We start from the raw sequence: 24,255 nt of genomic DNA, 5'->3' as shown, positions 1-24,255 counted from the left end.
GAGTGCTCGCTTCGAGACGAGAGGGGCAGCTTCCCCGTAACCGGCGGCACGCCGATCAAGTTCCCGGTCATGCCGGGATACACAAACGTTATTCGCATTGTGCCGGCTGCCCTTCCTTGCCGAACGCTGTTGAGGCCTTGGTCGTAACCAAACTTCCTCACCTCACATGATTGAGATCTTTATCCAGAGGCCCAAAATGATAACCACGGCCGATACGCTTACGCACGCAGCATCAAACAGGGGTGTCCATGCCCCGTACTTGCGCGTAAGCAACACCAGAAAAGGATAATTGAGTGCTGGCCCGATTGCCACGCCCCAGACGATGCCGTACGCGCCATAGAAGTAGCCCCCCACGGCCATGGACACGACAAACAGCACAGAACGGCTTATCAACATCACACAGTGCCCACGAGAGTTTCCAACAGAAAGAAAGATGGCTTCAATCGGGTTCATCAGAACTATAACGATTGTGCCTCCCGCCAGTACTTGCATGAACACACCGGCTTCTCTATATCGATCATCGTAGAGGAAATCGATGAGCTGCGGGCCCAAGACCACCATGACCCAAAGAATAGGCAAGGTAACACACGCAAGGGAAAAGCGTACGCGAATCATACGGCTTCGCAGATGTTCGGGGCGCTCCCGCGCCAATTCAGCATAAACGGGGAAGAGCACCCGCCCAGCAATCCCGTATAACACCCCTTGTACCACGTTGGGAAAATTCATACCGATGCTATATACCCCAAGTTGGGCGGGATCCATGAACTTCGCCAGCACGGGTCGATCAGACGAATTGACGAAAAATGTAAGAATACTCGCCAGGAATATCCATTTCCCGAAGTGAATCAATTCGTGTACATGCTCTTTCCGAAGTGAGAGCCCCATACGCGGCCCCGGCAAAGAAAAAGTGACAAACATGCGTAAGGCGCGACCTACAAGCGTTCCGATAATCAACGCCCAGATGCCGCCCCAAAGATAGGACGTACCGACGGCCTCATCCGCAAGAACTTGTCCCTCGAACAGAACACGCAAGACCCTTTCCAGGTTGCGCTGCTCGATTGCGCCGCGCCAGACGAGCGTTCCCATTATGCTCACGAGCAGACTCACCAGTTGCACACCAATATCCAAGGCCGTCTGAATCATCACATTCAGGTGCCGCTGCAAAAGAAGAAAGTTGGTGGATTCGAGCCCGGCGATGAAAAGAGTGAACCCAGCGATTGGCAAGAACCTCGCGAGCGCAGGCTCGTCGTAAAAGCTTGCTGCAGGAAGACTTATAGCCAATGCGCCCAGCCAGAGGACCGCCCCTCGCATCACTTGGATGGTCCAAGCGGTCCGCAAAAAATCCGCGTCCTCTCCGCGAGGGCTCTGAACGATGCTCGGGGAAAGACCAAGATCGCTGAACATGGCCAACCCCGTCAGGAACACGTTGACCAGGGCCATCACCCCAAAGGCCTCGGGAAACAAGAGCCGCGTCAGGATCAGATTGCCACCGAGCCGAATCACCTGACTGATGCCGTAACCGGCAAACGTCCAGACGGAACCTCGTATGGCCAACCGCTTCAGGGAACGTGGAGGCGCCTTCGGGACAGCAGGGGCCCCTTCAGGATTCGGGAGTTCCGGCGCGGCGTCGTCAGACATGGGTCCCCTCCCCGACTATCCGAGAAAACCGACCGTATGAACGCCTCGCGGAAAGAGCCGTCATCCTGCAGAGTTCACAAGAATTGCCGCGGCCCGCCTTCCCAGCAACACGGGAATACGCATACTTTCCAGACCTGGATTCGAAGATGGCTCACACCCTCCCTTATTCAAAAACAGGAACCCTGGCCACTCCACTGTACTGGACCGCGCCGGCCGCTGGCGATGCGATGCTTTCGCCATCACAGCATCGGCCTGTCAGCTATTCTTCCTCGTCTGGGGCGGTGAATTCTTCGGTATCGCTGTCGCCGGCGCCGTTTTCGGCTTCGGTTCCGGCGGTTTCGACATCGGTTATCTGCTGTTCCTTGGTCTCGGCAACAGCTTTGGCCACGGCGCTGACCTTGGCGCCGGGACGCGGTGTCATCACTTTGACGCCTTGTGTGTTGCGGCCGATGGTGCGGATACCCCTGACTCCGCAGCGCATCACGATGCCATCGGTGCTTACCAGTACGATCTCGTCGTTGTCATCGACGGTCAACATTCCGATCACCTTCCCGTTTCGTTCGGAGGTCTTTATGTTGATGATGCCCTGGCCGCCCCGGTGCTGCAACCGGTACTCGCCCACCTTTGTGCGTTTGCCGTATCCGTTTTCGGTAACCGTCAGGACGGTGCTCTCGTCCGCGGCCAGCGACATGCCAATAACGGAATCGCCCTTTTCCATGCGAATGCCGACGACGCCGCGCGCGGTACGCCCCATGGAGCGGACGTCCTTTTCGGGGAAGCGGATTGCCTTCCCCTGAGCGGTAGCGAGCAGGATGTTGTCGTCGCCGTTGGTGATCTGCACGTCGATCAGTTCGTCGCCCTGGTCAATATCGATGGCGATGATGCCTGTCGCGCGAGGATTGCTGAACGCCTTCAGAATCGTCTTCTTCACCGTGCCCATCTTGGTCACCATGAAAACGTTCTTGCCCTCTTCCTTCAGGTCGCGCACGGGAAGACAAGCGGTAATGAGTTCTCCCCCCGACAACTCGAGGAGGTTCACGATGGCGCGGCCGCGCGCCGTGCGGCCGGCCCGCGGCAACTCATGCACCTTCCGCCAATAAACGCGTCCCGCATTGCTGAAAAAGAGCATGTATTGGTGTGTGGACGCGATGAACAGGTCGCGGACGAAGTCCTCTTCCTTGGTCTCCATCCCGGTGATCCCTTTGCCGCCGCGCCGTTGTTTGCGGTACGTGCTCACGGGAAGCCGCTTGATGTAGCCGGCATTCGAGACGGTTACGACCATCATCTCGTCAGCGATCAGGTCTTCCACGCTGAACTCAGAGACCTCATCCAGGATCTGCGTACGCCGTTTGTCGCCGTACTGTTGCTTTGTCTCCAGAATCTCCCTCCGGACCTCCGCCTTGATGGTCTTTTCGCTCGAGAGGATGTTGCGAAGCCGCTCGATCTCCTTGAGCAGTTCCGCGTATTCCTTCTCCAATTCCTCGCGCTCCAAGCCAGTCAAACGGCGCAGGCGCATGGCGAGGATGGCGCCGGCTTGTGCCTCACTGAAGGTGAACCGCTTCATCAAGGCGTTCTGCGCGTCTTGTGCGTCCGCGGAACCCCGGATAATAGCGATGACTTCGTCGATGTTGTCGATGGCCTTCAGAAGGCCTTCCAGAATGTGTGCGCGCTTTTCGGCCTGGTCCAGGTCGTAGCGGGTGCGGCGTTCAACAATCTCCGCCCGGTGCTCGGCGTAGTGATACACCATCTCCCGCAAGGAAAGGAGGCGCGGCGAATTGTTGACCAGGGCCAGCAGATTGATGCTGGCCGTATCCTGTAACTGAGTGAACTTGAACAACTGGTTGAGAATAACCTGCGGCTCGTCGCCCTTACGAATCTCGATGACGACCCGCATGCCGTCCTTATCGGATTCGTCGCGAAGATCTGAAATCCCGTCGATCTTCTTGGCGCGCACCAGGTCCGCGATGCTCTCAATTAACCGAGCCTTGTTGACCTGATACGGAAGCTCGGTCACAATGAGGCTCTCCTTGCCCGTCTTCTTGTTCGTCTCGACGTTTACACGCGCCCGCACTGTGACCCGGCCGTTGCCCGTCCTGTACGCCTTGGCAATGCCGCCGCGGCCGCATATGATCCCCCCGCCGGGGAAATCCGGGCCTTTGACGAACTTCATCAAGTCCTTGCTTGTGGCTTCGGGGTGATCGATAAGGTACACGATGGCGTCACACACTTCGGTCAGGTTATGGGGCGGGCAGCTCGTGGCCATGCCGACAGCGATTCCATACGAGCCGTTAACCAGCAGGTTGGGTATGGCCGACGGCAATACGGTCGGCTCTTTCAAGCGGCCGTCGTAGTTGGCCACCATATTGACGGTCTCTTTCTCGATGTCCGAGAGCATCTGCGCGGTGATTGCTTCCATGCGTGTTTCGGTGTACCGCATGGCCGCCGGACTGTCGCCGTCGATCGAGCCGAAATTGCCCTGTCCCTCCACAAGGGGGTAACGCATGCTCCATGGCTGTGCCAGACGAACCAGCGTATCGTAAATGGCCGAGTCGCCGTGTGGATGGTATTTACCCATGGTGTCGCCGACTACAGCGGCGGATTTCCGGAATCCCCGGCTGTGCACAAGCCCCAACTCGTGCATGGTATACAAAATCCGCCGATGGACCGGCTTCAAGCCATCGCGCACGTCCGGCAACGCACGGCTGACGATGACGCTCATGGAATAATCCATGAAGGACGTCTTCATCTCGCTTTCGATTGCGATAGGAACTATCTTCTCGTTACGTGTGTACATCGTGCTCCTCGACTGTCTTCCGTGTATGTATCGGGCTTACCCCCGGCCGTCACCGGCAGCGCCAGGAAAACTGGCGTCCCGTCATCATGTGTCGACGTTGCGCACCTCCGCCGCGTGTTTCTCGATGAAGGCCTTGCGCGGCTCAACCATGTCGCCCATAAGAGTGACGAACATATCGTCTGCCGCGGTGTCATCCTCCGCCTCGACCCGCAACACGGTGCGGCTGTCCGGATTCATGGTTGTTTCCATAAGCTGCTCGGGGTTCATCTCGCCGAGACCCTTGTAGCGCTGAATGGAAAGCCCTTTCTGAGCCAATTCAAGGAGATGCGCGCGCAATTGAAGAAGGCTATCGGTTTCGAAGGGCTGCCCCTCCTTTGCGGGCTCGACACGAAACGGCGGACTGCCGATCGCGGACAAGGCGTCCGCCTCAGACAATAGAACCGAGAATTCGTGACTGCGCAGAAACGCCAGGTCCACTTGCCCCTTCTCGCGTTTGATGCGCTCTTTGTCGCCCCCGTTGCCGTTCTCGATAAGTGTTCCCTGGACCTGGCCGGTGTCGATAATCTCGGCGTCCGCAAACAAGTCTCGCACGTCCTTCTGGGAAAGGCTCGCCGGGTCCATCCATTTTTCACGCGGCAGCTTCAGTGCCTTTTCGGCGGCGTCGCGTTCAACGCCGTACACGCGCTCCAGCCGGGAAAACATCCTGTCGCGCTCGATGGCTGCCTGGAGAGCTTTTTCCAACGTCTTCAGCGTGACCTTGTTTGAGCGCGGGCTGCCGTTGGACGCAGTCACACTCACATCTTCCAAGACGTTCTCGAGGAGGAACCGCTCCATCTGCTCCTCGGTATTGAGGTACTGGACCTTTTTCCCTCGTTTGACCTGGAACAGCGGCGGCTGTGCAATGTAGAGGTGGCCGCGCTTGATCAAACCGGGCATCTGCCTGTAAAAGAAGGTCAGCAGCAACGTGCGTATGTGTGCTCCGTCCACATCCGCGTCTGTCATGATAATGACTTTGTGGTAACGCAGGTTCTCGATCTTGAAGTCGTCCTTGCCGAAACCGACGCCCAAAGCAGTAATCAGCGCGCGAATCTCAGCGTTGTTCAACATTCTGTCGACGCGGGCCTTTTCGACGTTCAGGATCTTGCCCCGGAGCGGGAGTATGGCCTGGTACCGCCGGTCGCGCCCCTGTTTTGCAGACCCGCCGGCGCTGTCGCCCTCGACGATGAACAATTCGCACAACGCCGGATCTTTTTCCGAACAATCGGCAAGTTTGCCGGGCAGGGCGCCACTGTCGAACGCGCTCTTTCGACGGGTCAAATCGCGCGCTTTACGGGCAGCTTCGCGGGCTCTCGCGGCCTCGACCGTTTTGGAAATAATGCGGTTGGCAACGGTTGGGTTTTCTTCGAAATACGTTTGCAGCCCCTCGTACACGATGGAATTCACGATGCCCTGGACCTCGCTGTTGCCCAGTTTCATTTTGGTCTGGCCTTCAAACTGCGGATTGGGCACGCGGACGGACACGATGGCCGTCAGACCTTCGCGCGAGTCATCGCCCGAAATGCTCATCTCAGCCTTTTTGAATTGATTGTTCTTCCGGGCATAGTCGTTGAGGGCCTTGGTCAAGGCAGCTTTGAAACCGCTTAGATGGGTGCCGCCTTCGTGGGTATTGATGTTGTTCGCAAAACTCGACACCGTCTCGGAGTACGACGTCGTGTATTGCAGGGCGATCTCGCACTGGACGCGGTCCTTCTGCGCCTCGAAATAGACGGGTTTCCGGTGCAGGGCTTCCCGGTTACGGTTCAGGTATTCGACATACTCGATGATGCCGCCCTTATACTGCATCACAACCGGCTCATCGTCGACGCGTTCATCTTCGAATGCGATTCTGAGGCCCTTGTTCAAGAACGCCAATTCGCGAAGGCGCGCCAAGAGAGTCTCTGAACTGAATTCGGAGACCTCGAAGATTTCGGGGTCGGGACGGAACGTGACGCGCGTGCCCGTGCCCTTGGCTCGTTTGGTTCGCTCGAGTTTTCCCTGCGGCTCTCCCCGTTTGAAGGTCATGAAATGGACATAACCTTCGCGCCTGACTTCGACTTCGCACCATTCCGAAAGGGCGTTTACGCACGATACGCCCACTCCGTGAAGCCCGCCAGCCACCTTATAATTGGAATTGTCGAACTTGCCGCCCGCGTGCAGCATCGTCATCACAACTTCGAGGGCGGACTTGTTTCGATACTTGGGATGATTGGCTACGGGAATACCGCGCCCATCGTCTACAACGCTTACGCTATTGTCGATGTGAACGGTGACACTAATCTTGGTACAATTGCCGTTGAGGGCCTCGTCTATGCTGTTATCGACCACCTCGTAGACCAGATGATGAAGTCCCCGCGTATTGGTGTCGCCGACGTACATCGCGGGTCGTCTTCGTACCGCCTGCAGACCTTCCAACACCTGAATGGATTCAGCGCCATAACTATCTTTCGTCATTGAATTTACCTCGCAAATCCCGCTCATGGCCGAGGGGCCGAAATTTCGTCGAGCTATTCTATCAAATCAGGGGGTGAAAATCAAAGAAATACGCAACATTTTGCGTTTGCCGTGCCGGCCCTATACGCCATCTTGTGACGTGGCATCTTTGGCGTCCTCCGAAAGGACCAGAAAGATGTCGGAGACCAATTCGTGGCCCGCGAACCCGTTTATCCGGCGTATGAGGTCCCACTTCCGATAGGCAAACCGATGCATCCATACCGGGCTGTCGGCTTCGATATAGAGCACCTTGTCGCGCACTGCGTGGGGCCTCCCGTGCTCCATGAGCCGGGTTCCCGCAATCTCGGGCCAGCGCGACCAGATCTGGGCCTGCTCGAGTTGGCGGCCCAGTTCAGTCTCCTGGCGCAACTGCGCCAGCACTTCCTGTATGCTCGTGGGCTCTTTTTTGCGTTTCAACGGCTTGTCTCCAGAGACGGAAGGCGCGCCAGGGCTAGGCCTGAGCCAACTGCCCTTTCGTGATCCGGTAGAAAGAGCACGTGACCCCGGCGGGTACCGCATCCGGGCTCAGGTGCGTTGCAGTCAACAGGCACTGCACTTCCTCCGGAATTGTCTGAAAAAGGCGCCTCGAACGCTTCGGGTCCAACTCGGAGAGGACATCGTCCAGCATGAGTATAGGATACTCTGCGATGCGCTGGCGTACCAGCCGCAACTCGGCGAGTTTGAGGGCCAGTGCCGCAGTGCGCTGCTGCCCCTGGGACGCGAACTGGCGCGCGGCCTTGCCCGAGATGACAAGGTCGAAATCGTCTCGATGGGGTCCCCGATGCGTGAGGCCGTACCGCCGGTCGCGTTCCCGGGTTTCGCGGAGCGCCGCGAGGTGATCTTTGTCGGGCGGAATGTCAGGAGCGAAGGCGATAGCCAAGTCCTCGCTTTCCGCGATGGTCTGGTATGCGGGTGCGGCGGCCGCGCGCAACTCGTCAACAAAAGCCCGTCTGCTGCGGGCGATTACGCGGCCGTACCGCACGAGCTGCTCGTCCCACGCGTCCAAGAGGTCAGGCTCGAGAGCCGTGTGCTTGAGGAGTTCGTTGCGCTGTTTGAGGACCTGCCGGTACTGTTGAAGCGCCCGAAGGTAGGCGGGTTCGATCTGCGAAATCTCCATGTCCAGGAATTTTCTGCGGACGGCGGCCGTTCCACGGACCAATTCCACGTCCTCGGGGGAAAAGAAGACCACGGGCATTTTACCCAGGATTCCGCTCACTTTGTTTTGCGCCACGCCGTTGACCTTGAAGCGCTTCTGCCCGTGCCACCAAGTGGCGTCGACGGTTACAGGCCGGTCGATGCGTTGCGCGGCGGCGTGGATACGAAAGCCATGCTGGCCATGCTGCACCATGTCGGATTCCTGGTTCGTGCGGTGGCTTTTCGAGGTGGCCGCGTAAAGGATAGCCTCCAGGAGGGAGGTCTTGCCTTGGGCATTGTCGCCCCATATGACGTTTACGCCGTTTCCCGGCGCGAATTGCGCCAGATTCAGGCACCGGAACCCTTCCGTCTTCAACTCGCGCAAGACCATGGTTCACCGCCGGCTCAAGACACGGCTTCGGTCAGTTCTTCCACTTCAGGAATTGAAGCGAAGAAATCGTCCAGAATCGCGGGGATCTGCGGACTCGTAATCCCCAGGACCTGCCACGCTCCGTTAGCGTCATCGGCGACGGCCCCCTCGTAGGAAGGCAGGCCCGCGGCAACGCAGATCGTGTCGGCTGCGTTCAACATGGCTGCGTACGGGAGATATTCGTCGTCTTTGCAGCGCGCGAGATCGTGATGTGCCATAATCGCGGCCGCAATCGAATCCGGAAGCCGCCAATTCATCGCCAGGCGTCCCCCGATCTCAGCATGGTCAACCCCGATGACTTCCCGTTCAGCGACATGACCAGGCAGGCCCTGGACGCGGCTCAAGTCTTCCGCCTGGACCAACTCATCGGACATGTAATCCTCGAGAATAATCTTGCCGATATCGTGCAAGAGACCGTATGCAAATGCTTCTTCCGGGTCGAGGACATTTCCGAAGATGTGGGAGCGCATTATTGAACGGGCTGCCACACCCGCGGCGATGCTGTGCTGAAACAAGAGGCGAGCGCCGGAGCTCAATGTGTCCAGAACGGTTGCCGTAAGAACAAGATTCTGGATGACTTTTGCCCCGAGCAGGGTGACGGCATGCTCGACCGACGTCACCCGCCCGCGCAGCCCGTACGCCGCCGAGTTCACCAGGCGCAGCGTTTTCAGGGCAATCGCGGGGTCCCCCGAAACTATCTTGCCGACTTCTGACAGAGACGAATCGGGGTCATTCAACAATTCCAGAATCCGGGCTACCGTTGCCGGGAGACTCGGCAGGGTAATAATCTCCTCGAGCAGATAGTCGATATTTCGCGGCGCGCTCACTGCACATCTATCGCCGGCAATTGGGAGTCGCCGAAATACCGTTCCTGTGCGCACAGAATGGCCACTGTCGATGCGGGCGGAATTCTATCCAGGACTTCACTCAACGGAAGCGACTCGACCGCACCCGGCTCCTTCCCCACCATGACAACAATCGCGCTCTCAGGGGCGCTTCGCGGCCCCATCAGTACGACGCGGCCTTCCGTTCCGTCTGCAAGAGTGAGAAGGCCGACCAAGCCCGGTCCTTGCTGTTTCCACTCGTTCAAGAGAATCAAAAGATGTATTCGGGTTCCAGGATCGGCTCGTAGTTCACGTCACGGTCCGAGAACGGAAATGTCACGACTTCAAAAACACCCGTCCCCGTGCGCATGACGGCGCGAGCAGACCCCAACACTGGAGCCACGCCGAACAGGTAGGCGAAAGGCTTGCCTTTCTTCACGTTACGGTCGAACGTCATGGGGATTTCGCCCCACCCGAACATGATGTTCGACAAACCGCGTCCCAGTTTGGTCAGGGCTTTCTCGAAGCCGGTGACAGGAGCGAATTCACGCGAGGGATCGTAAACCTGCTGCCCCCATGTCGCGGTTGCTGTGACTGCGAGCGCCACCACCAATAGGACTGCCATAGTTTTCTTCGCGGTTCTGACTGGTGTGCCCACCGGGCGGTCCTCCCCTTCTAACAAACTTTCATATCAGGCGTTGCGCAACTGGCTTGAGTCTAACACAGGCCCATAGGGTTGTCAATCTTTTACCTGGAATGTTACGGGGGGCGAACGCTTCATTCCGCAACAGGAATGTTTTCATTTCAGAGCACGGTGCCGCGTGGAAACAACCTTCCAAGGCGGCCGCCGCGTTCCTATCATCCCTTTTTACAAACACTTACACGATAATCGCGAAATTGGCACGACCCCTGCATCATTGAAGGCAGAAAGTGGATGCGGCGAACAACCGGACGCCCAAAGAGCGTACAGGTTTCGGCGATTGTTGAAAGGAGGAGTTTTTATGGCACTGGTGCGTTGGAGACATTCAGGCGACGTGGCCCCATGGAGCGCCTTGGCGGATTTGCAGAACGAATTGGCAAGAATGTTTGGCGACCACGGTTTCGAGTGGGACCGTCCGAGCCAGACATGGAACCCGCCTATGGACCTTCAGGAAACCGAGAACGAATACGTCCTGCAGGCGGACGTTCCCGGAATGAAGCGGGAAGACGTCGAGATAACGGCCCTCGACAACACGGTCAAGATTCGGGGCAAACGTGAGTACGAGCGGCGCGACGAAGAGAAGAACGTCCACCGGATGGAACGGCATTATGGAGAGTTTCAGCGAACCTTCGAGTTGCCCGGTGGTTTCGATGCCAACAAGGTGGAAGCCACGTTGCGGGACGGCGTACTGCGGGTGCGGTTGCCGAAACGCGAGGAATCGAAGCCGAAGCGCATTTCGCTGGATGTGGAATAAGGTCTCGGGGCTGACGCTCCGATTCGACTGACAAGGGAGTGACACGACATGACAACTGCTGCAGCGGAAAAGACCAAGCGTTATGTGACGCCGCGTGTGAATATCATCGAGGAGGCTGGCCAGGTCCGCATTGAAGCCGAACTGGCGGGCGTACCAAAGGAGAATGTGGAAATTGAGGTCAAGCAGGGCGAGTTGTCGCTGGTCGGGCATCGCCAACAGGTGAACGGCGATGGAAGGTACCTCTTGCGCGAGCGTGCCCCCGCCGATTACCGGCGCATATTCGCACTTAGCAGCGCTCTTGACACCGCAAAGGTGAACGCGGTGATGAAGGACGGCATCCTGACCGTCACCCTGCCGAAAGCGGAGGCCTTCAAACCCCGGACTATCGAGATCACATAAAGGAACAATATCCCGCCCAACTTCCCCCCGCTTCCCCGTGCGGTCCCCCCCCGCCGCACGGGGAAGTCCCTTTTTCGAAGGGGATTCAGAGCGGCACGGTGCGGCGTTCGACCCGGTTTCCGTCGCGCTGCAGAACGGTGACGGTCTCGACGCCGTTGGCAAGCAGGTAGGCGCGGCCCTGTTCGAATTCCGCGCCGACATCTTCGGGCCCATGACAGTCATCCCCCAGCGCGAAGGGGATCTTCATGTCGCGGGCGCGTTCGACAAGCCAGACGTCAGGGTAGGGCGTATGAAGCCCTTTGCGGTACCCGGCGGTGTTCAGGTCCAGAATACAGTTCTGCCGGCGCACGCTGTCGAGGGCGTCCCCGGCGGCCCGGCGTATGGCAGGCGACGCCAGATCGCCGTATTTCCAGCCGATTGTGCGGATGACGTCGAGATGTCCGACCACATCGGGCCGCAACGCGTCGACCATAGCGCCCACGGTCTCGTAATACCGGACGGCCAACCGCTCGAGCCCTCCGTGGGCCTCCATGGCCTCCTCGAACTGGTCCGGGGTGTCGTCGATCGACATTTCGTCGACGTAATGAACCGACCCGACCAGGTAGTCGAATGCAAACCGTTCGCGATAGGCCAGCATGATGTCCGCGTACCGGTTCGCAGGCACGACTTCGGCCTCCATGCCGCGCAAGACGGTCAGGCGCCCGGCGAATTCCTCGGCCAGCTCGAAAACAGCCTTGCCGTAACGCTCGAAATCCTCTTGAACCTTCTCGATGGTCCATCCTAAACACCGTTCATTGGGGTAGAGAAACCGTTCCTCGACGCGCGCGGCATGCTCGGAGACCCCGTAGGTGGAGAAGCCTTTCGCGACGGCCGCCTCGAGCACGGCGCGCAGATCCCCCGTGCCGTGGTCGCAGAACTCGGCCGTGTGCCCGCCGTGCAGCGAGACGTACCAGGGAGCGGAATTGGTGGAATGCATGCGGCCTCCAGTGCGCTCGAATGAGTGCCAAGACACGCGCAACCTACCAAATCGTCATGCCCCCATGCAATGCGCGCCGGTTCCCGAAATCGCCGGATGAGACCACGATTGGGGAAACTCACACAGAGACGCAAAGGACACGGAGGAAATGGAGCCTGCTCCGAAGCGAAATCTGCTCAATGTCTTCGTTTATGATGCGGGAAATGCCGTCCCTCATCAAAGCCTCGCCGAAGTCGAGTAGACAGCCGAGTCTGATACCCGTCAACCGCGGATAGGTCAACACCTGCCTGTGGTGCGCCTTCGTGACCTTCTCCACGGATTTGAGTTCCACAAGAACGGGTATCCTCCACGATGAGGTCTGCACGAAACGCTTCGTCGAACCGGATGCCGCGAAGCCCGATGGGGATGGGAACTTGCCGTGCCATGCGCAGACCCCGGGCCTCCAGATCGCGTGCAAGAACCGCTTCGTACACTGTTTCCAACAGCCCGGGACCCGTCTCACGATGAAGCGCCACCGCGCAATCCAAAATGATGCTTCCTGTCTCACTCTGTTTCGGAGGATTCGATCTTCGTGTTCCCTGTGTCTCCGTGTGAGTTCGTTCTTGTCTTTATGGAGACAATAAGATCTCTCCAGCAAGGGCTTTCCTATCCGGATTGGGGTGTTCCCTCCTCCTTTGGCATGGTTTCGTGCCTGCCCATGCGCCCCATACGTTGTGAGCGAGATGGCCGTGCCGCGGCGGGGCTGCCACGCGAGCGGAGCTCTCATTCCTCTTCGGCAGGAGGGGGAAGCGTGAGGTCTTGGAGCTCCTTGGCCTCGATGGTGTAAGTCAGCCCTTCCGGGCCCTCGGCCTCGACGAGATAGTCGCCGGGCTCATCGATGATCAGGAAATGGTCGGAAGGCAGCTTGGCGGAGGAGTCGGCCTTGACCGGTTTTTCCGAGACGCTGTCATACACGCGTATTGTGAGCTGATTCGCCAAGGGAGAGGATATGTCAAGCCACCAGTCGATTCTCAGGATAGGGGCCGCGGCCGAGATGTGCCGTTGCGTGACGCCCTTGCCCTCGACGGAAAACAGGCTCCGGTACTTGAGCGAAGGCTCGTACTCGGCGGCGCGGGCATCCTCGAGCACCGCCAGGTAATCCGCGGTGCTGGCCAGACGGCGCGCCCGATCGGCGTTGCTCCGGAGAACGGTCTTGCTGCGCCGATCAAAGCGGCGCGCTTCTCCTTCAAGCTGACTGAGCGCGCGGCTTTCCTCGGCGATACGGGCATTGTACTCCTGTTCGATCCAATAGGCTTCGACGTCGGCGTCGTCGAGCGCATCGGCCAACCGGCGCCTGCCGGTTTCGAAGTATGGCACCGGGGGGTATGCAAACCCGTCGAGGTATTCTTCCAGGAACTCCTCCGGGGCGAGTCCGACACTATCGGCCAGGGCCACCGTGTGTTGCGCCTCGCGATCGGTCAAATAACCGAATGGGTCAACGTCCTGGACCTCAAACGCCGCGGCGTAGGTTTCGTTAATGGTCCGGTCTCTCTCGACGGCGGTGCTTTCCGCGCTGACGCGCCGGGCTTCCCGTTCCCCGTCGAACTGCTGGCGCTGGTCCGCGATGGCCTGCGCGGTCTGCTGTCTCTCGGCTTCGGCGGCGGCCGCCTGGTCAACGGCGGACGCGAGAAGAGCCTCTCGTTGCTCGTCGGTAAGCTTGCTCCAATGTTCGAATGCCGCCTCGAATTCGGCTTGCGCCCGGATTCTCTTCCGTTGCTTGTATTCCTGCAAAGCGATTTGCTGTGGCGTCAAGTCGGCAGTTTCCGGTTCTTGAGGTCTCACGGCCGGCTTAGACGCGGAATAGACGCCGGTCCGCTCCGGGGAACCGGCCTGCCCGCTGTTGCCCGTGCGCTGAACCGACGTTACTTCCTCTTTCCGGAAATACTTCTTCCTGCCCGTATCCGGAAAATGGACCACATACTGGTTGGAGAGCTCTTCAATGGTCACGCCGGAGTATTCGCGTCCGCGATAGACGATCGTGTCGGCTGAGGCGGGGATAAGCGAGCTCGCGGCGGCGGCAAGCAGCACTATGAATGCGGTACGCGGCATCTCCGTAATCCTGTCTCGTGTTCCAAATGTACAACCCCGCGGCCTCTCTTGAATTCCATGATATGACAGACCGCGCGTCTACGCAATAGCCCGTGCGTCTTCGGAGTGGAAGCGGATTGTAACCCGCAACCAGATTCAACTGATTGGCTGTGTATCGTATGATTGATATGAGTGTGGACAATACGGCGCACAGTACGTAAGATATTCAAAGTGAACGGTGCGCTGACTCGAGGGAAGCGGAAGGAATATAACGAAATGGTAACGCGACGTCGTTTTGTGCAGATGAGCGCTATGGCTGGAATGGCCGCGTTGACGAGTCAAGAGCCCCGGGCCGACGAACGTGAACGAGTCCGCGACCGCTTTTGGCTGTGGTCGCATCACCCTGGCGTGTATGACGGTATGTTCGGGCTGCCGCGCAACTCGCGCATGACACCGGTGGAAGCCGCGAAATACCTGGGCACGCCCAACATCATGTTCATCCGTGCGGCCGGAAAGCCCGCCTATCCGTTTGAGGAATACGCCGCGGCGTTCAAGGACGTGAAAAAGCTGCAGTGGTCGATTACGGGCAGTTCAGGAGCCACATCGAACGAGGAACGCGAATATGTCCTGCGGTTAGCGGCTTCCATGCCCAATATCACGGGCTTGTACATGGACGACTTCTTCAACTTCGCCCGCGAAGGCCAGGAAGGCTCGATGACGGTCGGCGAGGTGAAGGCTATCCGAGACCGGATGACCATCAACGGCCGCCGGCTCGAATTGGGGATTGTCGTCTACACGGCGGACAAGTTTGACGACCGAATGCGTCCCTACCTCGAACTGTGCGACGAGATCTCGCTCTGGTCGTGGTCAGCCAAAGAACTGGACGAGCTCGAGGCCAATTTTGCCAAGCTGAAGGAGCTCGCACCCGGAAAACGCCTGCAGATGGGGTGTTACATGTGGGACTACGGCCCGCAGCAACCTATGCCCCTGGGACGTATTGAGCGGCAATGCACGATGGGCCTCAAGTGGCTCCGGGAGAAGCGCATCGGGGACATGATTTTCTGCGGCGCCCACCTCTGCGATCAGGGTCTCGAAGCCGTCGAGGCGACCCGAAACTGGATCGCCACGGTCGGCGACCAACCGCTGTACGAGCACTAAAGCTGGGGGGGGCCAGGGAACACCTATCGTTCCGGTACGGCGTGCCCCGGTTTGCCCTCCTTGTAAGCCTCGAGCCTGCGAGTGATTTCCTGAATGACAGCGCTGTTCCCCCCGGCAAGGGCAGACTCGAGCGCTTTTTCCAAGAGCGGCAGGGCCTTGTCGAACTCGTCCGTCTGGGCATAGGCCTCTGCCAGATTCACGGCTGCGTTGAGGTTGCCAGGTTCAAGGCGCAACGCCTCGGAAAGGTGAACCGCAGCCTCTTTCGCCTTCCCTTGAGACAGAAGCACAGCTCCCAGATTCACGCGCGCGGGGACATACGAGGGCTGCAACTCAACGGCTTTCAGCAGGTGCGTCACGGCATCGTCCAGCTTGCCCTGCTGAGCCATTGCCAGTCCAAGGTTCCGCCGGAGTTCAGCATTGTCTACACCGAGGCGCAGGGCTTCCTGGAGGTGGACGGACGCGTTGTCAAGTTGGCCCATAGCGAGTAGAACGGCTCCCATCTGCCCATGGGCTTCGCCATTCTCGGGTTCGATTTCCAGCGCCTTGGCATATTGTTCTGCCGCCTCGTTGAACTTGCCTTGCTGGGCCAATGTCAATCCGAGGTTCGTATGCGCAGGCACGTTCTCGGGGTCCTGCGAAACGGCCGCCGACAGATGGGAAACGGCCTCATCGACCCGGCCCATGCGCACAAGCATGAGTCCCAGATTGATGCGCAATTCGCTGCTGCCCGGGTCAACGCGCACGGCCTCCGCGCATTGCGCGAGCGCTTCTTCCGCCTGCCCTTTCTTCTCCAGTGCCGTTCCCAGGTTCGCATAGGCCTTCGCGAAGTTCGGGTCAAGACGGAGCGTCTCGCGATACTCCTTAATGGCAGTATCGATTTGGCCTTGTGCAAGCATTGTGCCGGCGTAGTTGAAGTGGGCCTCGGGCAGGGAGGGATCAAGGCGCAGCGCCTCCTCGTAACTCTTGAGGGCTTCTTCGGGCCTGCCGGTGGCATCCAGCACAAACCCCAGGTTCAGATGCGCCCGGGCATTCTTCGGGTTGAGTTCAAGGGCCCTCCTATACTGCCGTTCCGCTCCCACGTAATCTTTGGCCTTCCGAAACTCCGTTCCGGCCCGTTCAAAGGAGACGTCATCAACGAAGTGCTCCCGCATCGTCCGCATAGCGTCGGGGGCAGTATTCACAAACTCTGGAATATTGACCGCCCTGTCCGCATCCGAAAAATGCTCCAAAAGTACGGGAGGAGTTGTCTCGCCATTGTCGTCGACATGAGTGATGAAAAGCTGGGTATAGGGTCCATTCATCTTGGAAGTGAATGCCAGCCACTTCCCGTTCGGCGACCAGCTGTGCCACGAATTCATCCGCTCGGTGTTGCATCGCAGTCTGCGGGCTTCTCCGCCTTCCGAGGGCATGATGAACAATTGACTGTCTGGTTGAAGCAACATGAAACTGTTTGCCCGGCAGAAGACGAGCCATTTTCCATCGGGAGAGTATTTGGGGAAAAAGTTGCTCATCCCGTTGTTTGATGCCCCCTCGAGAGGCACGGCTTCACCCCCCTTGCCGCCATTAAAAGGTATGCGGTACAAATCGAATTTGAATGTCTTGCCCTCCTCGAGGAACTCCTTGCATTCATCGGGGGTAAGAAGCACGCGCTGGGTGTCACGGAGCTTCTTGAGCGGGTGCGCGGCGCTTCTCGCGAAAACAATGTAGTTGCCATCCGGGCTCCACGCCGGATTGCTCTGCACGTATTGCGGATCATCTGCGCCGGGCAACGCCGCGAAGGTCTTCGTCTGTCTGTCATAGACGGCAAGCACGCCCTTGAGCGGGAAAAACAATTGCGAGAAGTAGAGGTCAGGACGGGGCACGAAGACCGACCGGTCCTTCACCGTGCTTATAACGTAGCGTCCGCACGGAGAAACCTGCGACAGCAGGCCGAACGTCATTTCACCACTATCGCGGTCAAAGTCGCTCCAGGTAATGATGGATTCATCCGTTAGGACGATTTCGTGTGATACGGGCACGAGGGCGTAGGAACCCTTGTCGTTTGCATAGTCAACATCCATTCCGAGCGTAGCGCCGTCCGCGGAGAACGAATGGCAGTTTCCGCATACAGGCAGGTTGGTGAGCAGGATGGGAGGGCGCTCAGGCGAAGAGACGGAGCCGAATCGCCAACGGATGCGCGACGGGTCCTTCACGGCCTCCAGAAAGGGCAGGTTTACCTCTCGATAGAAGATGGGGGCCTCAACGCTATCCGTCGAAGTGCCGAACGAAACGCTGCCTTCCGAGAGGACCTTATCGGGCGCGGCGCGCCTGAAACCCCGGACCGTCACTTTCGCGCTCTTGCCCAGCGAACGTTCCTTGATGGCATCCCACTGCTGTGCCGGGGGAAGCCATTCGGTCGATTGGACCGTGTCCTCTATTCCCTGCGCCTGGTCAGGAAACGTTACCTGAATGAGCCATGTGTCGGATTCGGCGACGGGGTCCTCCCAGCGCACCCTCGGCGCAATGATATCCCGCGGAAACAGGGCGCCTTCCAACGGATAAAGAACGTTGAGCGGCGCATATTGAGAGACCTCAGTGGGGTCGTCCGGCGGGATTCCCTCCTTCGGCGCGGGCCTGTCACAAGCCGGAATAACCAGTATCGTCACCGCGAGAACGTCAATGATGGTATGCCGCATCATTAAGACCTCCCTAGTATCGGGGGGCGTCGCCTGGGGCGGCTTGCTGCGCGCCCCATGCCCCCCCGGCCCGCGAGAATGCCCTGCTCCGCGCACCCGCGAGCTTGAATTATAGCATCAACAAGCCGCGGCCCGTAACGCGATTGCGCGGGCACAATCACGCTACGCGTCCCGCACCCGCGTGTGCTATATTGGCGTCTAGTGTGCGGAGTAAAGTAGTTCGAGGAGTGTGGGTTCGGTGCTACATGGAAAGGGAGAATGTCTATCATGAAAAAACTGATTCTGCTTCTGGTTCTGTGTGGAGTGGTGCTCGGAACATTCGGTTGCGGCAGCAAAGATACTTCTACAGCTGCCCCCGGCGAGGAAACCATTAACTACGGGACGCAGGCCGACCGCGCGGATCGACGCGACCAATGATCGGGGGCGGTCAGGCCTCCTGACAGGGAAGAGTCTATTTTGCCTGAACGAGGATTCCCGCGGGAGCGGAAGTGTGATTTCGGAAACGGCCAACGTCTGAGATAAAGACGCGCTTCGCGCTGCGGGAGGGTCTCGCGCGTCTCGCGTGAGCGGAGCAAGCCGGGCAGCGGGACGCAGGGAAGACATTGAGAAAAGAGGCGGGCTCTTTCGAGCCCGCCTCTTTGTGTGTTAGCTAACTACAGTGCAGGTTCTAGCCGTTGCGAATCACGGGAACCACATGTAGCCGTCCGTGTGGCCAACTTTGGTCATGACGAACGCATTGCTGCCGTCCGGCTGCGGATACCTGAAGAATTCCACGTGGCCGTCCATGAACATGACGTTCGCGCCGCCAGGAATGTGATTGAATTCTTCGGAGACCCCGCCCTCGTCCTCAGTACGCGACGAGTCCCACGTCACGGCCAATTCCGACTGTGCCAGGGCCGAGCCAGCGGGATTGTTGATGTCCGTAATGAAGAACCGTTCGATACCTTCACGGAACCAATACAGAGTGACGTCGCCGGTGGTAAGCTTCAGGCTGATATCTTTGTACTCGTCCGCGTTGGTGACAACATTTGCGTCGTTGCCGTAGAGGCTTGTCATGCCGCTGTCATCAAGCACGATGCCCAGCTCGACCATGTCTATCACCGTGGCGGCCTGCGCCCCCTTGATGGCCCAACCCCAGTAGGTGTAGGAGTCATCAAGCCAGCGAACATAGCAGCCTTGGCTCGTCACTTTGTCTCTGCAGTTCTGGTCCGTGGAGAGTGGGTCACTGGCGGCAGCCGCGATCCCCGCAATAGGACCGCCGTACGGATAGTCAACCCACGAGGGATCCGCGCGGCGCCAATAACCGGTGCCGGGGGCATCCCACGGGTCCGGCGGGCCCGTGCTATCCGACGGGCACGGGAGGATATTCAGATCCGTCATATACTCCGGACTCAGCGTCACGTGGTCAATCACCGACCAGTACTGCATATTATCCGGAGCGTACCCTCCCTTGATGTCCTTGAAACGTCCGGGCCACACTTCGCCCTTGCTCTCGTTTGCGAACATCTTGCAAATAAGCGCCATTTGTTTCAGGTTATTCTGGCAGCTCGAACGGCGTGCAGCTTCTCGTGCCCGCGCGAGGGCAGGGAGAAGAATAGCGGCCAAAATACCTATAATCGCAATAACCACTAGAAGCTCAATGAGTGTAAATCCATGCTTTTTCATGGCTCGTGTAGCTCCTTTTCCCCTCTGCTTATTGGCCAATAGTTGCATGATTCACCCCCGCTCCTGCTTATAAGGAACCGGTATGTTGTTTAATTGCTGTTCTTCTGCACCTCCCTTCACCGAATCCTCCGGCATAAACTGCCACAAATGAGAAAGACACCCCTTCTGGTCTCTTTTGCGGAAGCCTCCCGTACGAAGCTCGGTAGCACAGCTAGTAAACCAGAGACTGTATAAAGTCAATAAACTTCTGGGCGGGCAGGGTTTAATTGACAAAACTGAGTTTTCTTTTACATGCCGAGGTTCCAAATGGCAGGGAACGAAAAGCCTGAGACGGACGGTACTCTGGGGATTAGGCTGCGCGAACCGGTCCGTCAGCCGTTCGGCGAATAGGTGCCAGGCCGAGACTCGATGATTTGCCTGACGCAGCTGCTCTACTTGAGGCAGCCTCTAGCCCAGCTTGCCCGGCTCCCAGCCTTTTCGATAGGTTTTCGTGACGAACTCGTTGGCTTCCGGCACGTTTGTCACGCGCAAGCTTTTGGAATCCCACTCGAGGGTACGCCGCGTGCGCACGGCCACTATGCCCAACAACACGCTTTCCGTCAGTGGACCCGCGAAACCGAAATTGGAGCGGGTAGTCCCATTACCCCTGCACGCATCGAGCCACTCGAGATGATGCCCCTTGGAAGGCGGAATCGTCTGGGGCGGCAATTGGACCGTTTCCATCCGGGACTGGGGTATGAGGTGAGGATGATTGCCGCCCCACCCCTCGACCAGAATCTTGCCTTGATCTCCGACAAGGATAACGCCATCTTCCGGGTCTAGCTCCTCACCCTCTTCCAGTTCATCCGGCCTGGGCGGTAATATCCCCCCGTCATACCAATGAAGCTGGACCGGCGGCCGCCCGTTGCGTTCGGGGAACTGGTAATGCACCGTGGTTGCCAGCGGCAGCGAGTCCGCGTTGAACAGCGATGAGCTGGCCGTAACCGACGTGGGCGCGTCCAACTGCAGCGCATCAAAAACAGGGGCGATATTGTGGATTCCCATGTCTCCGAGACCGCCGGAGCCGAAATCCCACCAGCCGCGCCATTTAAAAGGACAGTATGCGGGATGGTAAGGGCGGTCCGGCGCGGGTCCCAGCCACAGGTCCCAGTCCAGCGTTTCCGGCGCCGGGGGCGTGTCGGTTGGCCGTTCGACGCCCTGGGGCCACAGGATCTTGCCGAAATGCGTCGGACGATCAGACCAGACATGCACTTCCCGCACCGTGCCGATGACGCCGCCCTGAATCCACTCGATCAGGCGGCGCGGTCCCTCAAAGGCAGTACCCTGGTTGCCCATTTGGGTGGCGCAACCGTGCTCGGCGGCGGCTTGGGCAATGACTCGTGCCTCATGTACGGTATGGGTCAATGGTTTCTCGCAATACACATGCTTGCCTAGCTGTAGCGCAGCCAGAGTGGCTGGGGCGTGTATATGGTCCGGCGTAGCCACCAGCACCGCATCAACGTCCTTCACTCTGTCCAGCATCTGACGGAAGTCTTTGAACGTCGGGACGTTTGGAAACTGTTTGTAGATGTCCGCCGCGCGCTCGTCGTCCACGTCGCTGAAAGCGACGAAATTAACCTGCCCCGTTTGGTCGAGTTCCCGAATGTTGCTGGCGGCTTGTCCGCCCGCGCCGACTGTGGCGATGTTCAGCCGTTCGTTCGGACCAGCCTGTTTCGGTTTTTCCCCGGCACGGGCCATCTGGAAGCCCATCACCGCTGAAGCCACGCCAGCCTCCGCGAGGAATGTGCGCCGCGACATTGACAAAGTATGACGGTTGGTTTCATTGCTTTGCATGAGAAGAATCCTCATTGCCGAGTTCGCGTTGGGGCTTCAAGACGTGCCGCCATTCCTCAACCAACGGCTTCGGCGCGCAGTCTTTTCAGGTATTCCCACGCCATACGCGTTTGATCGTGCACGTAATCTATACCCGCATACTGACCGTCCTTCTTGGCCGGATGGCAGAATTCCCAGTTGATGTAGCCCCTGTAACCGGCTTTGACCAGAGCAGCGACGTACGCGGGATAGGCGACTCTCCGCTCCCAGAACCGGCCATCGAAATAGCCGGATGCGACGAGCTCAACGCCTCCCTCTGCCGTTCGCGCAAATTCGCCGTTGCAGTGGGCATGCACCTGGAGGTCGCCCGAATCCCGCACCATCTTCTGTGCGTGTTCGGCGGTTTCGCAGACGGGATCAGGTTCGATGTTGATATCCATGCACCCCTTGAATGCAGGCGACCCCACCTCCTCAATCATCCCGAGCACTTCCTGATACGTCGTGATGACGTCGGGTCCGTGATTCTGCATCGAAAGAACGATTCCGTAGTCCTCAGCCATCCTGGCAAGTTCACGAACCCCTTTAACGACGAAGCCCCAGCGGCTCTCTTTCCAATACGGGAATGGATCATGCCCGTAGGTCTCGTCGTAAGTGCCGACACCGTCGTGCAAAGTAATGCCGCGCCAGGCGGCGAAGATCTTGCACATCGGCGCGCCGAGATCGTGAGCCAGTTTGATGCACTCGCGAACGTAACAGACCATGGCGTCGCGATGGGAAGGCACCGGACTCGACAAGTCGCAGTTTGGCGACACCGCGCAGATTGGCAACTGCAGCGTGCCTGACAAGTCCCGGAGCCGTTTCCGGTCATCGGACGAAAGGTCCATCGGTGCGGCGTGAGGCCGTTCGGTATCCAGTTCGACCCCTTCCCAGCCCTGCTCTTTGGCAAGCGGAAGAAGGTCGAAGACACTGATCGCCGGCCCTTTGTACCAAACACCCCGATACGTAATGCTGTACATCCCGATCTTCATGAGACGACACCTCTCCGTGTCCGCGCCCGGGATTCCTGAATCGAGCTTTCCGAGAATCCGCGGAATTCAATAAACCAGAAAACGACTATCGAGTCAAGGCAAAGTCCAAAAGCCCGGTTGGCCGGTGCTGAACGGCAGGTAGTCCAGATATCTCACCGGGTCAAGGGGAAGCTGTCCAGGGCGGCATCGCCGTGCCGTTTCGGGCCCGGCGCCCTAGACGGGAATTATGGTGCGGGTTTCCAGCGTGCATCAAGAATTGGAGACCTTGCGGTCGCAAGGGTGGCGCGGTCAGGAAACCGCGCCACAGCGGGGGGAAACCGCGCCATGGCAAGGGGAAACCGCGCCACAGGGGAGGTAATCTGGGAAACCGGGGATAGGTGAGCCCGGGTCTTGATGGAAACAGGAAAAGCACTCGCCCTATAATGTCGGCGGGATTTCTCCCGCTTGTCGAAGCGGTACAAAGGACACACAAGATGCTAGTCTCAATCGTCATTGGCTTTGCGGCACTGGTGGCGGGCGCCCCCGAAGCGTTTCACCAGGAGGAACTCCTGTTCCCTCCACAATCGGCGCACAATCACTCGTCGTCCATCGTGGAAACCCGCCAGGGGGACCTCCTGGCCTGCTGGTTTCACGGCCAAGGTGAAAAGGGCGACAACACCCTGGTCATCCAGGGCGCGCGCAAACCCGCCGGAGGATCGGCGTGGTCGGCGCCGTTCGTAATGGCCGACAACCCGGAATTGCCGGACCAGAACCCTGTTCTGTTCATCGACAACGAGGACACGCTATGGCTCTTCTGGATTTCCTCGCTCGACAACACGTCGTTCACCTATCTTATCAAGTACGCGAAGTCGAGCCACTACACACAGGATGGTGCTCCCCGGTGGGACTGGCAGGACGTCCTCATCTGTCACCCGCAGGACGCGGAGACCGTGTTTCAGGAGGCCGCCGTCCGGTTCGATAAGGATTGCGCGGACCTTGTCGCGGGGGATGAGAAACTGGCCCAGAGATTGACGGAGTTCCGGGAATCGGCCGCCCGGAAACTCGACCACCGGCTCGGCTGGATGACGCGCCAGCCGCCCATCATGCTCGGGGACGGCCGCCTGATGCTGCCGCTCTACTCGGATATCCACGGCTGTTCGCTGATCGCCTCGACCAGGGACAGCGGCCACACCTGGCAATTCGGCAAGCCGATGGTCCTCGACACATACGGCAACATACAGCCCGCGCTCGTGCAGAAGCGGAACGGGGACCTCGTCGCCTTCATGCGGGAAAGAGGGTACACGCAAAAGGTGCGCCGCGCGGTATCGCAAGACGGCGGCGCGACGTGGAGCGAAGTTCCCATGGACATCCCGAATCCCGGGTCGAGCGTGGCCTGCATCGCTCTCGCCAGCGGCAATTGGCTGCTGGTATGCAACGATACGACCGGGGGGCCGAGGAGCGGGCGCTACCTGCTCAGCGCTTTTCTCAGCGACGACGAGGGCGCCACGTGGAAGTGGAAACGGACCCTGGAGAACAACGAAGCGGTCGGGGCGGCGTATCCGACCGTTATCCAATCTCGAAACGGTGATATCCTGTGCACGTACACGTTCTCGCCTCCAGAGGGCGAGACCATCAAACTGACCCGGTTCAACGAGGCGTGGGTCCGGCAAGGGGGCAAGTAATGTGCCCGTGG

General features: G+C 58.9%; 19 protein-coding genes and 1 pseudogene. 5 read left to right on the top strand and 15 right to left on the bottom strand.

From position 1 onward, the window contains the following. Positions 1 to 162: 162 nt before the first annotated feature. The 8 genes from PLJ71_01050 to PLJ71_01015 form a co-directional block, all read right to left on the bottom strand. Positions 163 to 1,638: an oligosaccharide flippase family protein gene (locus tag PLJ71_01050; GenBank protein HQM47238.1), complete on the bottom strand. Its 1,476-nt coding sequence runs from the start codon at positions 1,636 to 1,638 to the stop codon at positions 163 to 165. A 259-nt stretch (positions 1,639 to 1,897) separates the two neighbouring features. Then, positions 1,898 to 4,432 (bottom strand): DNA gyrase subunit A, encoded by a 2,535-nt coding sequence (gene gyrA, locus PLJ71_01045; protein HQM47237.1) that lies wholly within the window; start codon positions 4,430 to 4,432, stop codon positions 1,898 to 1,900. A gap of 84 nt (positions 4,433 to 4,516) precedes the next feature. Further along, positions 4,517 to 6,922 (bottom strand): DNA topoisomerase (ATP-hydrolyzing) subunit B, encoded by a 2,406-nt coding sequence (gyrB, locus tag PLJ71_01040; protein HQM47236.1) that lies wholly within the window; start codon positions 6,920 to 6,922, stop codon positions 4,517 to 4,519. A 120-nt stretch (positions 6,923 to 7,042) separates the two neighbouring features. Continuing rightward, positions 7,043 to 7,378: a DUF721 domain-containing protein gene (locus PLJ71_01035; protein ID HQM47235.1), complete on the bottom strand. Its 336-nt coding sequence runs from the start codon at positions 7,376 to 7,378 to the stop codon at positions 7,043 to 7,045. Positions 7,379 to 7,412: 34 nt separating this feature from the next. Next, entirely contained in the window at positions 7,413 to 8,480 is a 1,068-nt protein-coding gene (gene recF, locus PLJ71_01030; protein HQM47234.1) for a DNA replication/repair protein RecF, read from the bottom strand. A gap of 20 nt (positions 8,481 to 8,500) precedes the next feature. Next, positions 8,501 to 9,352, bottom strand: a complete 852-nt coding sequence (locus PLJ71_01025; protein ID HQM47233.1) for an HDOD domain-containing protein — start codon at positions 9,350 to 9,352, stop codon at positions 8,501 to 8,503. Next, positions 9,349 to 9,585 carry a hypothetical protein gene (locus PLJ71_01020; protein ID HQM47232.1) on the bottom strand — a complete coding sequence of 79 codons (237 nt, stop codon included), beginning with the start codon at positions 9,583 to 9,585 and terminating at the stop codon, positions 9,349 to 9,351. Before PLJ71_01020 ends, PLJ71_01025 begins: the two co-directional genes overlap by 4 nt. Before the next feature lie 35 nt (positions 9,586 to 9,620). Then, on the bottom strand, positions 9,621 to 9,974 hold the full coding sequence (locus PLJ71_01015) for an exosortase system-associated protein, TIGR04073 family (GenBank protein ID HQM47231.1): 354 nt from the start codon (positions 9,972 to 9,974) through the stop codon (positions 9,621 to 9,623). A 376-nt stretch (positions 9,975 to 10,350) separates the two neighbouring features. On the opposite strand from PLJ71_01015, the gene PLJ71_01010 reads away from it, so the two are divergent. Then, entirely contained in the window at positions 10,351 to 10,803 is a 453-nt protein-coding gene (locus tag PLJ71_01010; GenBank protein HQM47230.1) for an Hsp20/alpha crystallin family protein, read from the top strand. A gap of 48 nt (positions 10,804 to 10,851) precedes the next feature. Continuing rightward, positions 10,852 to 11,202 (top strand): Hsp20/alpha crystallin family protein, encoded by a 351-nt coding sequence (locus PLJ71_01005; GenBank protein ID HQM47229.1) that lies wholly within the window; start codon positions 10,852 to 10,854, stop codon positions 11,200 to 11,202. Between the two features lie 85 nt (positions 11,203 to 11,287). Here PLJ71_01005 and PLJ71_01000 read toward each other — a convergent pair whose 3' ends face one another. The 3 genes and pseudogenes from PLJ71_01000 to PLJ71_00990 all read right to left on the bottom strand — a co-directional run bounded on the left by PLJ71_01000 (position 11,288) and on the right by PLJ71_00990 (position 14,266). After that, the gene (locus PLJ71_01000; protein ID HQM47228.1) at positions 11,288 to 12,178 is read right to left on the bottom strand and encodes a histidinol-phosphatase; all 891 of its coding nucleotides are present in this window, start codon (positions 12,176 to 12,178) and stop codon (positions 11,288 to 11,290) included. A 118-nt stretch (positions 12,179 to 12,296) separates the two neighbouring features. Then, a pseudogene (locus PLJ71_00995) lies at positions 12,297 to 12,711 on the bottom strand (GxxExxY protein). Between the two features lie 229 nt (positions 12,712 to 12,940). After that, positions 12,941 to 14,266 (bottom strand): hypothetical protein, encoded by a 1,326-nt coding sequence (locus tag PLJ71_00990; GenBank protein HQM47227.1) that lies wholly within the window; start codon positions 14,264 to 14,266, stop codon positions 12,941 to 12,943. Positions 14,267 to 14,521: 255 nt separating this feature from the next. Between PLJ71_00990 and PLJ71_00985 the strand changes: the two genes are divergently transcribed. Further along, the gene (locus PLJ71_00985) at positions 14,522 to 15,403 is read left to right on the top strand and encodes a twin-arginine translocation signal domain-containing protein (GenBank protein ID HQM47226.1); all 882 of its coding nucleotides are present in this window, start codon (positions 14,522 to 14,524) and stop codon (positions 15,401 to 15,403) included. A gap of 23 nt (positions 15,404 to 15,426) precedes the next feature. On the opposite strand, the gene PLJ71_00980 is transcribed toward PLJ71_00985, so the two are convergent. After that, positions 15,427 to 18,081, bottom strand: a complete 2,655-nt coding sequence (locus PLJ71_00980) for a tetratricopeptide repeat protein (GenBank protein ID HQM47225.1) — start codon at positions 18,079 to 18,081, stop codon at positions 15,427 to 15,429. 264 nt (positions 18,082 to 18,345) lie between these two features. Between PLJ71_00980 and PLJ71_00975 the strand changes: the two genes are divergently transcribed. Then, positions 18,346 to 18,495, top strand: coding sequence for a hypothetical protein (locus tag PLJ71_00975; GenBank protein HQM47224.1), 150 nt, complete (start codon positions 18,346 to 18,348; stop codon positions 18,493 to 18,495). Between the two features lie 264 nt (positions 18,496 to 18,759). On the opposite strand, the gene PLJ71_00970 is transcribed toward PLJ71_00975, so the two are convergent. The 3 genes from PLJ71_00970 to PLJ71_00960 all read right to left on the bottom strand — a co-directional run bounded on the left by PLJ71_00970 (position 18,760) and on the right by PLJ71_00960 (position 22,583). After that, positions 18,760 to 19,743: a prepilin-type N-terminal cleavage/methylation domain-containing protein gene (locus tag PLJ71_00970; GenBank protein HQM47223.1), complete on the bottom strand. Its 984-nt coding sequence runs from the start codon at positions 19,741 to 19,743 to the stop codon at positions 18,760 to 18,762. 447 nt (positions 19,744 to 20,190) lie between these two features. Next, on the bottom strand, positions 20,191 to 21,576 hold the full coding sequence (locus PLJ71_00965; protein HQM47222.1) for a Gfo/Idh/MocA family oxidoreductase: 1,386 nt from the start codon (positions 21,574 to 21,576) through the stop codon (positions 20,191 to 20,193). A gap of 56 nt (positions 21,577 to 21,632) precedes the next feature. Next, positions 21,633 to 22,583 carry a sugar phosphate isomerase/epimerase family protein gene (locus PLJ71_00960; GenBank protein HQM47221.1) on the bottom strand — a complete coding sequence of 317 codons (951 nt, stop codon included), beginning with the start codon at positions 22,581 to 22,583 and terminating at the stop codon, positions 21,633 to 21,635. Positions 22,584 to 23,056: 473 nt separating this feature from the next. Between PLJ71_00960 and PLJ71_00955 the strand changes: the two genes are divergently transcribed. Further along, a complete protein-coding gene (locus PLJ71_00955; GenBank protein HQM47220.1) occupies positions 23,057 to 24,244 on the top strand; it encodes a sialidase family protein in 1,188 nt (395 codons plus the stop codon). Positions 24,245 to 24,255: the final 11 nt, after the last annotated feature.

The sequence above is a fragment of the Candidatus Hydrogenedentota bacterium genome, from assembly GCA_035416745.1.
Taxonomy (GTDB): domain Bacteria; phylum Hydrogenedentota; class Hydrogenedentia; order Hydrogenedentales; family SLHB01; genus UBA2224.
This window is presented reverse-complemented; position numbering and strand designations above follow the sequence as displayed.

What these genes read in the sequence shown, in the direction of transcription:
- PLJ71_01015 (HQM47231.1), bottom strand. Translation starts at nt 9,974, where the DNA reads ATGGCAGTCCTATTGGTGGTGGCGCTCGCAGTCACAGCAACCGCGACA.
- PLJ71_00960 (HQM47221.1), bottom strand. Translation starts at nt 22,583, where the DNA reads ATGAAGATCGGGATGTACAGCATTACGTATCGGGGTGTTTGGTACAAA.
- PLJ71_00955 (HQM47220.1), top strand. Translation starts at nt 23,057, where the DNA reads ATGCTAGTCTCAATCGTCATTGGCTTTGCGGCACTGGTGGCGGGCGCC.
- PLJ71_01000 (HQM47228.1), bottom strand. Translation starts at nt 12,178, where the DNA reads ATGCATTCCACCAATTCCGCTCCCTGGTACGTCTCGCTGCACGGCGGG.
- PLJ71_00985 (HQM47226.1), top strand. Translation starts at nt 14,522, where the DNA reads ATGGTAACGCGACGTCGTTTTGTGCAGATGAGCGCTATGGCTGGAATG.
- PLJ71_00975 (HQM47224.1), top strand. Translation starts at nt 18,346, where the DNA reads ATGAAAAAACTGATTCTGCTTCTGGTTCTGTGTGGAGTGGTGCTCGGA.
- PLJ71_00965 (HQM47222.1), bottom strand. Translation starts at nt 21,576, where the DNA reads ATGCAAAGCAATGAAACCAACCGTCATACTTTGTCAATGTCGCGGCGC.
- PLJ71_01050 (HQM47238.1), bottom strand. Translation starts at nt 1,638, where the DNA reads ATGTCTGACGACGCCGCGCCGGAACTCCCGAATCCTGAAGGGGCCCCT.
- gyrA (HQM47237.1), bottom strand. Translation starts at nt 4,432, where the DNA reads ATGTACACACGTAACGAGAAGATAGTTCCTATCGCAATCGAAAGCGAG.
- PLJ71_00990 (HQM47227.1), bottom strand. Translation starts at nt 14,266, where the DNA reads ATGCCGCGTACCGCATTCATAGTGCTGCTTGCCGCCGCCGCGAGCTCG.
- PLJ71_01005 (HQM47229.1), top strand. Translation starts at nt 10,852, where the DNA reads ATGACAACTGCTGCAGCGGAAAAGACCAAGCGTTATGTGACGCCGCGT.
- PLJ71_00970 (HQM47223.1), bottom strand. Translation starts at nt 19,743, where the DNA reads ATGAAAAAGCATGGATTTACACTCATTGAGCTTCTAGTGGTTATTGCG.
- PLJ71_00980 (HQM47225.1), bottom strand. Translation starts at nt 18,081, where the DNA reads ATGATGCGGCATACCATCATTGACGTTCTCGCGGTGACGATACTGGTT.
- gyrB (HQM47236.1), bottom strand. Translation starts at nt 6,922, where the DNA reads ATGACGAAAGATAGTTATGGCGCTGAATCCATTCAGGTGTTGGAAGGT.
- PLJ71_01010 (HQM47230.1), top strand. Translation starts at nt 10,351, where the DNA reads ATGGCACTGGTGCGTTGGAGACATTCAGGCGACGTGGCCCCATGGAGC.